We start from the raw sequence: 15,764 nt of genomic DNA, 5'->3' as shown, positions 1-15,764 counted from the left end.
CCGGGCTGAAGACCCGGGAGCAGGGAGCTTTTGAATGTTTCGTCGCGCGTTGCTGTTGTCGTCCGGTCTTGCCTGCGCCTGGAGCGCTCCGCTGCGCGCGGCCGACGATCTGGACGCCAGCGGCGGCGGCGCGCCGGCCGACATTATCGTCAACGGCGAGCGTCCGGCCGAAGCGATGGGGACGGGCAGCAAGACCGGAGTGGATCCGCGCGACGTTCCGGCGGCAATCGCCGTGGTGCCCGAGCAGATCATCGCGCAGCAGGCAGTCCGCACGCTCGACGAGACGCTGACCAACGCCAGCGCCGTCGCGCCGAGCTTCGGCGGCGGTTACGGTTTGGCCGATAACTACGTCGTGCGCGGATTGCCGGTCCGCTTCCTCCGCGACGGACTGCCCGACGGCAGCACCTTCAACGGCTATCGCCGGACGCTTTCCGACGTGTCGACGATCGAAGTGCTGAAGGGGCCGGGATCGGCGCTCTACGGCCGCGGCGAAGCGGGGGGCACCGTCAACATCGTGACCAAGGCGCCGCGCGACACCTGGGGCGCGGATTTCGAAGCGAGTTACGGTCGGTTCGACAGTCTGTATCTGACGGGCGATGTCGGCGGGCCGCTGACGGCGGACGTCAGTTCGCGCCTGATCGGGCATTATGAGCGCACCGACGGGTTTCGCGGGCTCGCGCGTCGGTCCACCGAAGTGCTGCCGACGCTTGCGGTAGAGCTCGGCACCGACAATCGGCTGACGCTCGATTACGATTATCGCGACATCCGGACCACGCCGGACAATTACGGCATCCCGTTCACCGTGAACCGCACGCTTGCCGCGATCGATCCGGCGTCGCGGCTCTACAGCCCGTTCAATCGCGCCGACCAGACCATCCACCGCTTCACGATCGCGGACGTGGCGCAAGTGTCGCCGATCCTTCAGCTTCGCGGCTCGCTGATCTACGACACCCGCGCGCTGTCGTTTGTCCGCAATGCCAGCGGCAATGTGGTGAACGCAGCCGGCGTGATGACCGGCCGCAATGGCCGGACCCAAAGCGATGACGCCGATTACTGGACCGGCCAGGCGGAGGCGGTGCTGACGCCGCAGACCGGCGACGTGAAGCACACGATCCTGCTGGGCGTCGAATATTCGTCGATCGACATCGATACGGTGCGGAAAAGCTTCAACCTGCCCAATCTGACAGTGAAAAGCGGGACAGTGCTCGCGGTCGACAATCCGGCGGCGATCGGCACGGCGACGCTGAACTTCGATCGCGCGATCAGCTCCGACACGCTTTCCGTCTATGCGCAGGAGCAGGCGGACATCGCCGACCGCATCAAGCTGCGCGCGGGCGTTCGCTACGATGCGGTGAAGCTGGTCGATGACGGCATCAACGCCAACGTCCGGCGCCGCATCGCGGGAAGTCCGGGGCTATTGAGCTGGCAGGCGGGCGCGGTGTTCAAGGCCAATGACGCGATCTCGTTCTACGGCGGCTACGCCCGGGGCAAGTTCGTCGCGATCAACACGGAATCGGCTTCGCTGTCGCCGATCCCGGAGCAGTCGAGCCAGATCGAGGCAGGGCTGAAGGCCACCCTGTTCAACGGCAAATTGAATGCCAACGCCGCGGTGTTCGAGACCAAGCGCGACCATTATTTCATCACTCTGGTTCCCGGCGCCGATCCGGTCCAAGCCGGCAAGCAGCGCTCCCGCGGCGTCGAGCTGGACGTGCTCGGCAACCCGATCGAGGGGCTGAGCCTGATCGGCAACTTCGCCTATGTCGACGCCGTGAACCGCTCCAGCGCGCTCGCCTCGGTCTCGGGCCTGCCCGGCGCGACGAACCTGCCGGTGTTGGGCAAGGAATTGTCGTCGACGCCGCGGACATCGGGTTCGCTCTGGGCCAATTACGAATGGCTGGGCGGCCCGCTCAAAGGCCTGAGCCTGGGCGCGGGCGTGACCTACAAGGCGTCGGTCTATGTCGACTCGCTCGAACTGCTGAAAGTGCCGAGCTATGCGATCGGCCGCGCCGCCATCGGTTACAAATGGCACGGCATCGAAGCGCAGTTGACGGTCAGCAACATCACGAACAAGCGTTATTTCGTCGTGCCCACCTTTGTCGGCGCGCAGCCGGGCGAGCCGCGCAGCGTGCAGATCACTTTGAGGACCTCGCTCTGATGTACGAAGCGCCGCGCCGGCGGACCGGACCCCTGCTGTTCGTGCCGGCGCGCTGGCAGCGCGTGGCGTTCCTCACCTGGCTGAAGCGCGTCCACGCCTGGACGGGGCTGTGGGGCGCGCTGCTGTTCCTGATGATGGGGAGCAGCGGATTTCTGCTCAATCACCGCAACCTGCTGAAGATCGATACCGCCGCGCCGGTCGAGGTGAGCGAGATGAACGTGCGCGTGCCGGCAGGCATCGCCGACGCAGACGCGCTGGGCAAATGGGCGCGGCACACGCTGGCGCTGCCGGTCGAGGGCAAGCCGCCGCCGCCAGCCCCGGAAGGGGCGAAACGCTTCATGGGCCGCGCGCTTCCGGAGCCTGTAAGCTGGGCGCGGGTGTTCAATCTCGCCGATGCGAAAGTGACCGTCAGCTACGTCCCTGGCGCCCCGGCCGCACAGGTCAAGCGCGAGGCGATGGGCTTCCCGGCGATCATAAAGAACCTGCACAAGGGCGTGGGCCTTGGCGTCGCCTGGGTGCTGCTGATCGACACGATCGCGGGCGCACTGGTGACGATGGCGCTCACCGGCTTCCTGCTCTGGTCGCGGCTGCACGGCACCCGGCTTCTCGCCGGCGCGCTGGTCGGCGGAAGCCTGGTCTGGGCCGCGATCGCGACCAGCGCGGGTATGGGCTGAGGCGCTAGCGCCCCAGCAACACCCGCGCCTGGCCCGCGATCTGTGCCAGCATCGCGGCATTCGGCGCGGCGGTGGCGCGGGCGCGGTGGATCAGGTCGCGGAACTGGGCGACGCGGCCCGCCTGACGATCCAGCCATTCCGACGCGAAGGCCTGTGGGTCCTTGCCTCCGGCATGGGCCAGGAAGTCGAGCCGCATCTGCTGGAAATCGCGCGCCAGGCCTGCCGCCAGCAGCCGTTCCCACGGATCGCTCGGGCTGAGCCGGCTGGCGGTCGCCTGCGCCCAATCGAGACCGAGCGCTTCGCCGAGACCAGTGAAGGCGCGCGTCAGCACGACTTCGTCCGTCTTCGTCTCGACGCCGAGCGAAGCGAGGCCGACGGCGCCGTCCATCTCGTAGAGCCGCGCGACGCGTCGCACGAGCTCGACGGGCGCGCCCGCTTCGACGAGCCGGCGGCTGAGCGTGGCGGACGCCGCCTGCGCTTCTTCTTCCAGCAGGCTCTCAAGCTGCGCATCCAACCGTGCGATGCCCGGCCCAAGTCGCTCGACCAACGGACCGGGAAGCGTTCCCGGATCCGTCGCGCGGAGCAGGTCGGCCATCTGCGCCCGAACGCCGATGGCGAGCGCATCGAGCAGTGCGATACGGGCAGTCTCGGCCATCGGCGCCGCATCGATATCGGTCCACAGCGCGCGCAGACCGTAGAGCTGCTCGGCGGCGACGAACATCGCAGAGATGTCGCCCAGCGCCGCGCCTTCTTCCTCGGCCAGCTCATAGGGGTGGATCATGCCGAGCCGGTTCACCAGCCGGTTCGCAATCTTGGTGGCGATGATCTCGTTGCGCAGTTGGTGCTGCTCGATCGGCTGCTCGAATTTCTCCCGCATCTCGGGCGGGAAAGCGGCGAGCAGATCGGGAACGAGGCTCGGATCATCGCCCAGCCGCGCCGTCTCGATCGCGTCCTGAAGCGCGAGCTTGGCCGTCGACAACAGCACGGCGAGCTCGGGACGGGTCAGGCCGCGCTGCTCCTGGGCACGGCGCAGCAGCTCGTCGTTCGCGGCAATGCCTTCGACGGCCCTGTCGAGCCGGCCCGAAGCCTCGAACGTCTCGATCAGGCGGACATAGGCCGGCAGCTCCTCGACGGCGCCGGCTTCCGCGATCGACAGCGCCAGCGTCTGGTGGCGATTGTCGTCGAGCACCAGCTCGGCGACATCGTCGGTCATTCGGACCAGCAGCGCGTTGCGGTCGTCGAATGACAGCCGGCCTTCATTCATCTCGCGGTTGAGCGCGATCTTGATGTTAACCTCGTTGTCAGAGCAGTCGACGCCCGCCGAATTGTCGATGAAATCGGTGTTGATCCGTCCGCCATGCGACGCGAAGGCGATACGTCCCGCCTGGGTCACGCCGAGGTTGGCACCTTCGCCGATCACACGCGCACGCAGCTCCTCGGCGTTGACGCGCAGTGCATCGTTGGCCGGGTCGCCGACCTCGGTGTTGGATTCGGAGCGCGCTTTCAAATAGGTGCCGATGCCGCCGAACCAGATCAGGTCGGCCGGGCTCTTGAGGATCGCCGAGATCAGCGCGGCCGGCTCCAGCTCGGCTTCGGTGATGCCGAGCGCTTCCTGGGCCTCGGCCGAAAGCGCGATCGTCTTGGCGGTGCGTGGAAACACGCCGCCGCCCTTCGAGATCAGCGTCTCGTCATAATCGGCCCAGCTCGAGCGGGGCAGGGCGAACAGGCGGGCACGCTCGTCCCAGCTCTTCGCCGGATCGGTGTTCGGGTCGATGAAGATATGGCGATGATCGAACGCCGCGACCAGCTTGATCGCCTTCGACAGCAGCATGCCGTTGCCGAACACATCGCCCGACATGTCGCCGCAGCCGACGACGCGGACGGACTCGGTCTGCACGTCGACGCCCATTTCCGCGAAGTGGCGCTGGACGGAGACCCAGGCGCCCTTGGCGGTGATGCCCATCGCCTTGTGGTCGTACCCTTGCGAGCCGCCCGAGGCGAAGGCGTCGCCCAGCCAGAAGCCGCGCTCCAGCGCCAGGGCGTTGGCGACGTCCGAGAACGTCGCGGTGCCCTTGTCGGCGGCGACGACGAAATAGGGATCGTCGCCGTCGCGCGCGATCACCTTGTCCGGGTGAACGACCTTGCCGCCGACGATGTTGTCCGTGACCGACAGCAGCGAGCGGATGAAGACACGGTAGGATTCCGTGCCTTCGGCCAGCCATGCGTCGCGATTGGATGCAGGCGGGAGCTGCTTCGGATAGAAGCCGCCCTTGGCGCCGGTCGGCACGATTACGGCGTTCTTCACGCGCTGGGCCTTCATCAGGCCAAGGATTTCGGTGCGGAAGTCGTCGCGCCGGTCGGACCAGCGCAGGCCGCCGCGCGCGACCGGTCCGGCACGCAAGTGGATACCTTCGACGCGCGGGCTGTACACCCAGATTTCGCGCCATGGCACTGGCGCCGGAAGTCCCGGCACCAGGTGACTGTCGAGCTTGAATGCCAGCGCTTCGGCAGCGGCAGGCGAGAAGGCGTTGGTACGCAATGTCGCCGCGACCACGCTCCGGATCATGCGCAGGATGCGGTCGTCGTCTGCCGCCTGCACGCCGGTCAGCCCGGTCTCGATGCTGGCGAGCGCGGCGTCGGCGGCGCCTTCGAAGCAATTGGCCGGATTATGGCGCGCGTCGAACAGGTCGATGATGCCCCGCGCAACGGCAGGCGCCCGGCGCAGCGCATCGACGACGGTCTGGAGGCCGTAGGACAGGCCGGTCTGGCGCAGATAGCGGAACCAGGCGCGGAACAGCACGACCTCGGTCGGCACCAGCGCGTTGGTGACGACCAGCCGGTTGAACTGATCGTTTTCCGCACTGCCGGACAGCACGGCCGCAATCGCCGGCTCGATGACGTCGGCGCGCCCGAACAGCGCCTCGGGCAGTTCGCCTTCGCCCAGCTCCAGCAGGAAATCGTGGACGCTGCCGAGCCCGTCGTCGAGCGTCGCAGGCACTTCCTCGATCACCCGGAACCCGAAATTTTCGAGCGTCGGGACGGCCGAGGACAAAGGCACGCTGCCGCCGACGTTGAAGATCTTGAGGCGCAACTGGCGCGGGCCGTCGCGCTCCGACCGATACAGTCGCACGGCACGCGCGCCGGGGTCCTCGAGCTCGGCCAGACGCAGAACGTCCAGTGCGGCTTCGGCCGGCGTGTACCGCCCGCGATAATAGGCCGGAAAATTATTGGCATATTTCAGCCGCAGACGCGTGGCGCGCCCAGGCTCGACATGTTCGGCCAGCGTCGCCTCGATGCCGGGCGCCCAGCCGCGCACCATCTCGCCGATACGCCGGTCGAGCGCCTCGGCATCGGGCACGCGCCCTTCGCGGATATCCAGGGTGTAGCGGATCAGCGCGAGGTCGCCGCTTTCCAGCGCCATGCTCCAATTGAGGATTTTGGCGTGGGCGGCCTCGGTCAGCATCCGGCCGATCGTGACGCGCCGGGCAGTGGTCAGCTCGTCGCGCGGCAGCCAGACGAATGCGAAGACATGGCGGCCGAGCGCGCCCGTCACCGTCACCAGCTTCGGCCGCGGGCGATCGGACAGCGACATGAAGGTCAGGGCGAGCCGTTCGAGGTCTGCCGGCGTGAACGCAATCAGCAGATCGTGCGGCAGGGTGGCGAGCGCGTGGGTCAGCGCCTTGCCGGCATGGCCCGCGGGATCGAAGCCGTATTTCTCCTGCAAGGCGGCGAGCCGCGCGCGCAGGATCGGAATTTTGTTCGGTGGCGTGGCAAGTGCCGAGCTGGTCCACAGCCCGGAATGGATCGACAGGCCAGTGATCTTGCCGCCCTCGCGCCGGGGCAGAAGGATCAGGTCGAGCGGCGCGCGGCGATGCACGGTCGCGATCAGGTTCGACTTGATGAGCAGGGGCGCTTCGCCGCCGTCGTCGAACCATTCGAAGGCGCGCTTCAGCGATTGCGGCGCCAGGAAATATTCGCGCCGGCCGACACGCGAAATGCCGATCGGCTCCGACTTTTCGTTGTCGCGGTCGCGGACTTCGTGCCCGAGCTGGGTGAAGTGATAGTCGAGGAACCAGCGCAGCAGCGCGGCGCCTTCGCCGTCGGGCATGCGATCGGCGTCGGCCTTCATCGCACGCTGCATCAGCGGCCAATCCTCGACCGCGGCGCGGACATCGGCAAGCGACGCTTCGAGATCGTCGCACAGCGCGCGGCGCTCCTTCGCGTCGGCGCGCTCGACTTCCATATAGATCATCGACTCGCGGCGCGCGCTTTCGTCGCCTTCGAGAATCCCGGTCAGTTGGCCGTTCTCGTCGCGGCGAACGCGAAGCACGGGGTGCAGCACGCGGTCGATCGACAGTTCATGCGCGGTGACGGTGCCCGCAACCGAATCGACCAGGAACGGCATGTCGTCGTTGACGAGCGCCAGCCGCATGAAGCGGCGGCCGTGCGCGACGCTTTCGAGATGGATCGAAGGCGTGCCCGGACTGCGCTGCGCGGCGGCGCGGGCAAGGAAGGCGGCGGCTTCCTGACGCGCCGCGTCGTCGAAATCGTCAAGCTCTCCGGGAAGGGCGCCCTTTACCAGGGCACGAGTAATGTCGCTGATAAGCTGTTGATCCGGCGTATCCTGCCGGTCGCGCGTGGCTGTCGCCATGTCACTCCGCCTGCGTGTGTGCGGCCCGTCGATCGCGGGCCTCGTTGCAGGCGCTATGCGCCGGGCAGGCGCTTATCTCAACCCCGCAACGGTCAGGCGGCGGCCTTGCGGACTGCCTTGTCGACGATCGCGGCATCCGTGACCGGCGCCAGAATCGCGAGACGGCCTTCGCTCGTCCGCCGCGCCACCAGCACGACGAATTCCTCGCCGTCCGTCTCGATCTCGACCTCGGCCTTGGCCGGCACAGTGCGGAGCGCCGCGCGGGCCAGTTCCAGACGATCCGGCGCAAACCCCGGCGCACGACGGGCACGCTGGCTGCGGACGATCGCCTTCAGGCCGCCCTCGTGCTCTTCGATAAACGCGGCGAACCTGCCCTGCTCGACGCCTTCGGCGCGCGCATAGCTGAGCGCCGCCGCATATTCCGTGAGGCGGGTCTTGTCGTAATCGGCACCGAAGATCAGCTTGACGATCGGCGTCATCGGCGCACGCGCCTGCGCGACCAGTCCCTCGCTTTCAAGCAGCGCCGCATAGGCTTCGGGCTGTTCTTCGGCGGCAAGCGCAAAATCATAGGCGCGGCCGATCGCCGCGTACAAAGCGCTATGTCCGCGGCTTTCGGCCTGCACGGCGTGCTCGGCGCTCAGGCGCGCGACGACCAGCCAATCCTCCAGAGCCGGCACGTCGGGTTCCGCTTCGGCCTCGGGCCAGACCGTTTCGGTCGGCGTCGCCTGCGGAGCGGCCGTAATCGCATCGGCAACCTCGCGTTCCAGCGTTTCGCTCATCGAATCGGGGATGCCGTGCTTCCAGTTGATGACGCCATAGACATAGTCGATGGTCTGATCGTCGGACGAGAAGGGCATCAGGATGCCGCGATAAAATGTCGGCAGTTCGTGCTGGTTGACGAACTCCGCCTCGAACCCGATCGGCGCCTTGTTGGCGAGGATCTGCAGGCAGTGATCGGTCAGCCGCGAGATAAGCGAGCGCGGCGGCACGTCGGAAACAGTGCGGATGCCGTAGAGCATGTTGCACTCTTCGCGAAGCGCGCGGCCTAGATAGGCGATCGTCGGGTTCTCGACCGAGCGGCTGAAGTCGAGCAGCACGCTGTTCGGGCCGAAATCGGCGATGCTGGACGGGTCCAGTTCCTGGATGTTGGGGAAGGGGCGGCCGTTCAGTAGCGACACCCAATAGTCATGGGCGCGGGCGTGCATGCGGCGCTCGCCGCCACCGATCACCGGCGGAAGGTTCTCGCCGACCAGATCGTCGTCATAGGCCTCGCGGTTGAAGTCGTATGCGCTGTCCATGCCTAAGCCCCATTTGCTTGGGCCTAACCTGCATCAGCAAGGTTAATGTCGCGTAAAGACCCGTTCACATTCCCTTGCCGCGCCACAGCCGGTAGCAACAATCGTCGCATCGGGCAGTTATGGCCGGGGAGGGGGTGCGCTTGGATTATTGGCCCTACATCATCGCCTTTGCCCACGGGGCGGTGATCGTTCGCGCCTTGCTGCTGGAGGGGCGCGACCCCTATTCGCGCGCCGCCTGGGTGCTGGCGCTCCTGCTGTTCCCCGTTGCCGCGCCGATCGCCTATCTGCTGTTCGGCGAGCCTTGGGTCTCCCGCAATTTCCGCCGCCGCGCGAACGACGCCTATCTTACGCTTGCGCGGCTGCAGTCCGACGCCGGCGATGACGAGACGCTCGCTGCCTTGCCGCCTTGCTATCGTGCTCCGTTCGAGACGGTCGAGCATATCAGCCGGTTCGGTGCCGTTGCCGGCAATCGAGCGACGCTGACCGCCGACAGCAACGCCGCCATTGCCGCGATGGTCGCCGATATCGACGCCGCGCAGCATCGTGTCCATATTTCCACCTATATCTGGCTTATCGACCGCAATGGCCTGGCGATGGTCGATGCGCTCGTTCGCGCCGCACGGCGGGGCGTCCGCTGCCGCGTCTGTGCCGATGCTGTCGGATCGCGCCAGATGATCGCCTCGAAACATTGGACCGCGATGAAAGATGCGGGCGTGGCGCTTTGCCCGTCATTGGGCGTGCGCCGCGATTTCAGCCTCCTCGCGGTCCGGCGGATCGATCTGCGCAATCACCGCAAGCTGTTGGTGATCGACACGCGCATTGCCTATGTCGGCAGCCAGAACCTCGCCGACCCGGAATTTCGGATCAAGCCGAAGTTCGCGCCGTGGGTCGACATCATGCTGCGGGTCGCAGGGCCGGTCGCGCAGCAAAACGACATTCTGTTCGCAAGTGGCTGGGCCGTCGAAAAGGGCGAGAACCTGACCGGCGAACTGCAGGAGGCGGCGTCGGTCGCGGGCGGTTTTCCCGCCGTCGCGTTCGGCACCGGCCCGTTATCGCCGCGCGGCGCCATGTCCGGAGCGTTTGTCAGCCTGCTTTATGCCGCGCAGCGCGAAGTGATCATCACGACGCCCTATTTCGTGCCGGACCCGCCGTTGCTGGCCGCGTTGATCGGTTGCGCGCGCCGCGGCGTGAAGACGAGCCTTATTCTTCCCCGGCGGAACGACAGCCGGGTGATCGGCGCGATCTGCAAGGCGCTCTATCCGCAGCTGGTTGATGCGGGCGTCGATCTGTTCGAATACCGGCCCGGGCTGCTCCATTCGAAGACCGTCGTGGTCGATGGATCGCTCTGCCTGCTGGGCTCATCCAACATGGACCGGCGCAGCCTGGAGCTGAATTTCGAGAACAACATGCTGTTCTATTCAGCCGACGCAGCGGCCGAAATCCGGGCCCGCCAGCTTGCCTATCTCGCGGACAGCGACCCGGTCGATCCGGAACGCGTCAAGCACCGGTCGCTGCCGAAGCGGCTTGCCGAGAATATTCTGACGATGGCCGGCGCCATCTTCTGACCACAGCGGTGTCTACGCTTCCAGACTAGCTTTCGTCTTCGTCCTCATCCTCATTTTGCGGTCCCGCAATATCGGCCTGCCCGTAATAGCGCGCACGATCCGCCTCGTTCGGCGGTCCCAGGACGGTATTCAGCTCGGCAATGACGGCATCGATCTCGCGCCGGAGCACAGCGTATCGCTCCACCGCGTCGCGGCCGACTTTCTGGTCGGTCGAATTGGTCTCGCTGTAGAGGTAGGTGACGTGGGTCTGCAGCGCCGGCTGGCTGTAGCGGATGGCTGGCGTGATCAGCTTGTCGGCGAGCGCCTGTATTGCCTTCGCTTTGACCGGATCGGGATGGACCTTCAGCTCCGCCTGCGCCGCTTTCACGCGCAGCACGGCGAAGTTGGTATCGTGCACCAGCTTGAGCACGGCCAGATTGTGCTCGAGCTGCGCTGCGAGATCGGGGTCGGTGACGCCGGAAGCCGTGACCCGCGGGTCTTCCATGATGTGCAGCGGCTGGCGTTGCGTGAACGAGCCGGCGCTCAGCACCACGGTATAGTCGCCTGGCGCGGCGACGGGTCCCGCCGGATAGCGCGGACGCTCGGCAGGTTTGGGTGGGGCGGTTTCGCCGGGAGTGGGGCTCGCGGAGGGTCTTGTCTCGGCGGACGCCGATGGCGTGGCCGGAGCGCCCGAATAGCGCAGGTCCCAGATAAAGCGGTGCATGCCGGGCTTGGCATCGAGCGTGGTCGGATAGCTGACATGGAACCGGCCGAGCTCATCGGTCTCGTTCCCGCGCGGCGCGGTTCCCGCGACGGCCTTGCTGGTAAAGCTGCGGATCGCGCGGCCCTGCGCGTCCAGGATCGTCAGCGTCAGCGGCGCTCCTGTCTGGTCGCCCGCCAAATAGTAATCGATCTGCGCGCCGATCAGCGGGAACTCGGGCCCGGCCCAGGGCGGCGGCCCATCGTCGCCGCTTGGCGGAACCCGAACCGCGACTGCGGGCTTGTAGAGTCGGCTCGCCCGGGCCTCGCTCGCCGGCGGAAGCTGCCGCAATGCGCTGAGGTTATCGAGAATCCAAAAGCCGCGGCCCTGTGTCGACATGACCAGATCGCCATGCGCTAACCGAATGTCGGTGACGGGCGTGGCGGGCAGGTTGAGCTGGAATTTCTGCCATTTGGCGCCGCGATCGAACGACACATAGATGCCGAACTCGGTGCCCGCGTAGAGCAAGCCGAGCCGTTCCGGGTCTTCACGCACCACGCGGGTCGGCTCGTCGGATGCGATGCCGTTGCGGCCGTCGGTGAGGCGGGCCCAGCTCTTCCCGTAATCGTCCGTGCGATAAATGTAGGGGGCGAAATCGCCGAGCAGGTAGCGGTAGATCGCGACATAGGCCGTGCCAGGGTCGCGCACGCCGGGCTCGATATTCTGCACGCGGCCGCCCGGCGGCAGTCCTTTGGGCGTCACGTTCCGCCAGTTATTGCCGCCATCCTCGGTCACATAGACCAGACCGTCGTTCGAACCGGTCCAGATGACGCCCGGCTTCACCGCGGATTCGCGGATCGCGTAGAGCGTCGAATAGACTTCCTCGCCGGTCGCATCGCGCGTGATCGGCTCGCCAGCGGCATATTGCGTCCCTTCCGGCTTGGCGGTGAGGTCGGGGCTGATCCGTTCCCACGTCACTCCGCCGTCGCGTGAGCGATTGAGATATTGCGACCCGTAATAGACGGTGTTCGGATCGACCGGCGAAATCTCCATCGGTGAGACTCGCTGGAACCGGTCGATCAGCTTTGGCGGTTCATTGCCGTAGAGCGACTGGCTGCCGATCCAATAGCGCTGCTCATTGCCGTTGGTGCCGAGGTTCAGGCGAGAGAATTGCCCCTTGCACCCGCCCCAGACGGTTTGCGGGTCCTTGAGCTTAGGGATGATTGGCCCGGTCTCGCAGCCCGGCCCTTCGCGGAAATACTGCCCGTTGCCGAGGGGCAGGGAGGGGACGATGACCGTCGTGTTGTCCTGTTGCGCGCCATAGAGCCGGTAGGGGAGTTGGTCGTCGACCGCGACCTGATAGATCTCGGCGGTCGGCTGGTTGGCCTGGCTGCTCCAGGTCTCCCCGCCGTCCAGCGACACGTTCGCGCCGCCGTCGTTCGACTGGATCATGATCCGCGGGTTTTTAGGATTGATCCAGACGTCGTGGTTGTCGCCATGCGGGGTGCGCTCGGTCGTGAACGTCTTGCCGCCGTCGACCGATTTGAACCAGTCCTCGTCGCCGACATAGACGATATCGGGACTGACCGGATCGACGCCCAGCGTGGTGTAGTAGAAGGGGCGAGTGATCAGCTTCCCGTCGCCGTTGACCAGCTTCCAGGTCGCGCCAGCATCGTCCGACCGATAGAGGCCGCCGCCCGGCTGCGCCTCGATCAGCGCATAGACGCGGGTCGGCGCTCCCGGCGAGACGCCCACATTCGCGCGGCCGAACAGGCCGGTCGGCAAGCCGCCGCCCAGCTTCGTCCAATGATCGCCGCCGTCCATTGACTTGTAGATGCCGCCGTCATTGCTGCCCGAAATGATCGTCCAGGGCTTGCGCTGCCCACGCCACATCGTCGCGTAGAGGACGTTCGGGCTGCCCGGCTGCATCTCCAGGTCGGCGGCGCCGAGCCGTTCGGACAGATACAGTACTTTCGTCCAGCTCTTGCCGCCGTCGCGCGTGCGGTAGACGCCGCGCTCCTTGGAGTCCGCGAATGGGTTGCCGACCGCAGCGACGAACACTTCATCCGGGTTGGTGGGATTGATGCGCACGGTCGCGATCTGGCCGACGTCGCGCAGGCCGGCGAATGTCCAGGTCTTGCCCGCGTCGGTCGATTTGTAGACGCCGCGGCCGATCGAGACGTTGCTGCGGATTTTCGAAGAGCCGGTGCCGGCGTAGACGATGTTCGGATCGGAATCGGCGACGGCGACTGCGCCCATCGAGCCGACCGGAATCTGGCCGTCACTGACGTTCACCCAATTGTGCCCGGCATCGACCGTCTTCCAGACGCCGCCGCCCACGGTGCCCATGTAGAAGGTGTCGGGCTGAGAGGGCACGCCGGTCACCGCCGTCACCCGGCCACCGCGCCACGGCCCGACCTGACGATAATGCAGGCCGGACCATTGTGCCGGATCGAAAGCCTGCGCGGGCTTTGCGTGCAGCGCCGGCGCAACTAGCGCGCAAGTGACGAAAAGAGCGACGTGCCGTTTGCCGATCATGGTGCCTCCCGAAGGGCACCGAGGAGACTCGGACCCTGTATGCGCCAAGCGCACAGCAGATCGCCGATCGGAATGACAGAAAAATGAGGCGACCCGGCGTCTTAGAAGCCGAACGTCACGCCGCCATAGATTGTGCGCCTGCGGCCCGGCTCGAGGCCGGTCTGGAAGACGCGCGCATAATATTTCTCGTTGAAGAGGTTCTGCACGCCGGCTTGCAATCGGATATGCGGAAGGACCGTCCATTCGCCGGCGGCGTCGAACACGCGATAGGCGGGAATCCTGGCCGGGACGAGCGTTGCGCCTGCGCCGACGGGCAGGTTGGAGTCCTGAAAGAATTGCGAGCTGACGGCGAGGCCGGTGACGCTGAGGCTGTAGCGGCCCACCTCACGCCAGGTGAGGCCGCCTTTCACGATCGATTTGGGCGCGAAGGCCGGGCGTTTGCCGATCTGGGCCGGGTTGTCGCTGCCGACGAACTTCGCGTCGAGCAGGCTCAAGTTGAGGAATGCCGTCAGATGCCGGTCGCTCTTCTGGCCGGCGAGGAAATCGTAGGAGATTTCGCCTTCGAAGCCGCGATGGCGGGTGTCGCCGGTGTTGACGTTGATCACGTCGGTCCCGTTCAGCCGCCGGGTTTCGATGCGATCGCCGAAGTTTATCAGGAACAGGCTGACGTCGTAGAACAGGCCGGGCAGGGGCGTTCCGTGCACGCCTGCCTCATAGGACGTCGAGCTTGGTGCGTCGGCTTCCTTGCCCGGCTGCAGGTTGGAGAAAGGCGACGCCACGTCGAAATAGCGGAGCGGGCGGTAGCCTTGGGTGATGCTGAAATAGGTCTCGTTATCGCGCCCGAAGTCATTGCCGATGCCGACGCCCAGCAGCGGCACGGTGCGGGAGACGTCCACATCGGCGAGCGGCCGGGTCAGGTTCGAGGGACGCACGCTTTCGCGGATGCGGAGCTTTTCCACGTCGAGGCGGCCCGAGAGCACGACATGGAAACGGTGGGGCAGCCGGAACACATTCTCGGCGAAGACCGCGCCGTACCAGCTATCGCGATCCTGATTGAGCCGAGGCGTGCCGCTATGCTCGCTGCGCGCCGCGAGGATGTTCGTGCTGGTGAATTGCAGGAAAGGGGCGGCGCTGTGCGTGCCGGTCACGCCGAAGGTGAAGGCATTGCCTCGACCCCACCGCTTACGGGCGCGCAGATCGATACCTTGATTGCGGAAATGCTCGTCCTGCAGCGTCGTGGTCGCCGGCGCGGCACCTGCGGCGGCGGCGCGCGTGTAGAGCTGTAGGCTCGAAGCCCACGCCTTGCCTTCGAAGCGCCAGCCGTTGCCCAACTCCAGTTCGTTGCCGAGAATTACGGCGCCGCGGCGCACCCAATCGCGGTTGAACGGCGTCGGCGCGAAATCCTGGTTGGCGAGAAATTGCGGGTAGCTGATCCGGCCCGGATTGCCCGCCTCCGCCGAATGCCCCTGCAAGCGGACATACCAGAGCTGCCGGTCGGTCGGCCGCCAGCCGAGATAGAAGTCGCCCTGTAGCAGCTCGGACGCGCTGTTCTGGCGCTGCCCGTTGCTGCGATTGTAACCGAAGGAGCCGCGATATTCGACATCGCCCGACGCGCCTTCCAGCACATTGAAGGTCGAATACAGCCCGTCGCTTCCGGCCAGATGCTGGGTCGATCCGGTGAGGGCCGGGCCTTGCGGATTGGGCCGCTTCGATACGAAATTGACCGCGGGCGCCGGCTCGGGTCCATAGAGCAGGCTCGATCCGCCGCGGACGAGCTGCACTTCGGACAGGCTCTGCGGCAGCGGCACATAGTAGAGGGTCGGAAAACCGACCCAGTCCGACTGGATCGGCACGCCGTCCTGCAGCACCAGCACGAACTCGGCTTCCTGCGGATTTCCGAGCCCGCGATAGCCGAGATTGTATTGGGTGGGCGTCTGCTGCTCCGAGACGAGCAGGCCGGGCGTCCGTGCGAACAGCTCGCGGCCCTGCGTCTCGATCACCGGCGGCTGCTGATCCAGCTTGGTCGTGCTGTTCTTCTTGGTGACGGTGATCCGCGTGCCGTCCACTTCGGGCAAGATGTGATCCAGCTTGGCCGGCTTGTCCTCGTGCGCGTCCACGCGAAAGCCTTCGACAATGATCGGCCCTGCCGGGCGCGCGTCTTGCGGCGCCGCCGCCAGAGCGAGAAGTGTGACAAACAACGAAAA

At 66.2% G+C, this 15,764-nt stretch carries 7 protein-coding genes; 3 read left to right on the top strand and 4 right to left on the bottom strand.

Features of this window, described 5'->3' with window-relative positions; translation table 11 throughout:
- Positions 1-34: 34 nt before the first annotated feature.
- Both ACFSCW_RS09215 and ACFSCW_RS09210 read left to right on the top strand, forming a co-directional pair.
- Positions 35-2,155 (top strand): TonB-dependent receptor, encoded by a 2,121-nt coding sequence (locus tag ACFSCW_RS09215; protein ID WP_380888565.1) that lies wholly within the window; start codon positions 35-37, stop codon positions 2,153-2,155.
- Positions 2,155-2,829: a PepSY-associated TM helix domain-containing protein gene (locus tag ACFSCW_RS09210; protein ID WP_380888563.1), complete on the top strand. Its 675-nt coding sequence runs from the start codon at positions 2,155-2,157 to the stop codon at positions 2,827-2,829. Before ACFSCW_RS09215 ends, ACFSCW_RS09210 begins: the two co-directional genes overlap by 1 nt.
- Positions 2,830-2,833: 4 nt before the next feature.
- On the opposite strand, the gene ACFSCW_RS09205 is transcribed toward ACFSCW_RS09210, so the two are convergent.
- Both ACFSCW_RS09205 and ACFSCW_RS09200 read right to left on the bottom strand, forming a co-directional pair.
- On the bottom strand, positions 2,834-7,480 hold the full coding sequence (locus ACFSCW_RS09205) for an NAD-glutamate dehydrogenase (RefSeq protein ID WP_380888561.1): 4,647 nt from the start codon (positions 7,478-7,480) through the stop codon (positions 2,834-2,836).
- Positions 7,481-7,572: 92 nt separating this feature from the next.
- Positions 7,573-8,778, bottom strand: a complete 1,206-nt coding sequence (locus ACFSCW_RS09200) for a hypothetical protein (RefSeq protein ID WP_380888559.1) — start codon at positions 8,776-8,778, stop codon at positions 7,573-7,575.
- Between the two features lie 140 nt (positions 8,779-8,918).
- Here ACFSCW_RS09200 and cls point away from each other — a divergent pair, with 140 nt between their 5' ends.
- Positions 8,919-10,343: a cardiolipin synthase gene (cls, locus tag ACFSCW_RS09195; protein WP_380888557.1), complete on the top strand. Its 1,425-nt coding sequence runs from the start codon at positions 8,919-8,921 to the stop codon at positions 10,341-10,343.
- A gap of 25 nt (positions 10,344-10,368) precedes the next feature.
- On the opposite strand, the gene ACFSCW_RS09190 is transcribed toward cls, so the two are convergent.
- Positions 10,369-13,560: a WD40/YVTN/BNR-like repeat-containing protein gene (locus ACFSCW_RS09190; protein WP_380888556.1), complete on the bottom strand. Its 3,192-nt coding sequence runs from the start codon at positions 13,558-13,560 to the stop codon at positions 10,369-10,371.
- Positions 13,561-13,661: 101 nt separating this feature from the next.
- Complete coding sequence (locus ACFSCW_RS09185) at positions 13,662-15,758, bottom strand: TonB-dependent receptor family protein (protein ID WP_380888554.1); 2,097 nt, start codon at positions 15,756-15,758, stop codon at positions 13,662-13,664.
- Positions 15,759-15,764 lie beyond the last annotated feature (6 nt).

Source organism: Sphingomonas tabacisoli (assembly GCF_042678385.1).
In the GTDB taxonomy this organism is placed as follows: domain Bacteria; phylum Pseudomonadota; class Alphaproteobacteria; order Sphingomonadales; family Sphingomonadaceae; genus Sphingomonas_B; species Sphingomonas_B tabacisoli.
This window is presented reverse-complemented; position numbering and strand designations above follow the sequence as displayed.

Bases quoted from the DNA above. Each gene is read 5' to 3' on its own strand.
- ACFSCW_RS09210 (WP_380888563.1), top strand. From the start codon at position 2,155: ATGTACGAAGCGCCGCGCCGGCGGACCGGACCCCTGCTGTTCGTGCCG.
- ACFSCW_RS09200 (WP_380888559.1), bottom strand. From the start codon at position 8,778: ATGGACAGCGCATACGACTTCAACCGCGAGGCCTATGACGACGATCTG.
- ACFSCW_RS09190 (WP_380888556.1), bottom strand. From the start codon at position 13,560: ATGATCGGCAAACGGCACGTCGCTCTTTTCGTCACTTGCGCGCTAGTT.
- ACFSCW_RS09215 (WP_380888565.1), top strand. From the start codon at position 35: ATGTTTCGTCGCGCGTTGCTGTTGTCGTCCGGTCTTGCCTGCGCCTGG.
- ACFSCW_RS09205 (WP_380888561.1), bottom strand. From the start codon at position 7,480: ATGGCGACAGCCACGCGCGACCGGCAGGATACGCCGGATCAACAGCTT.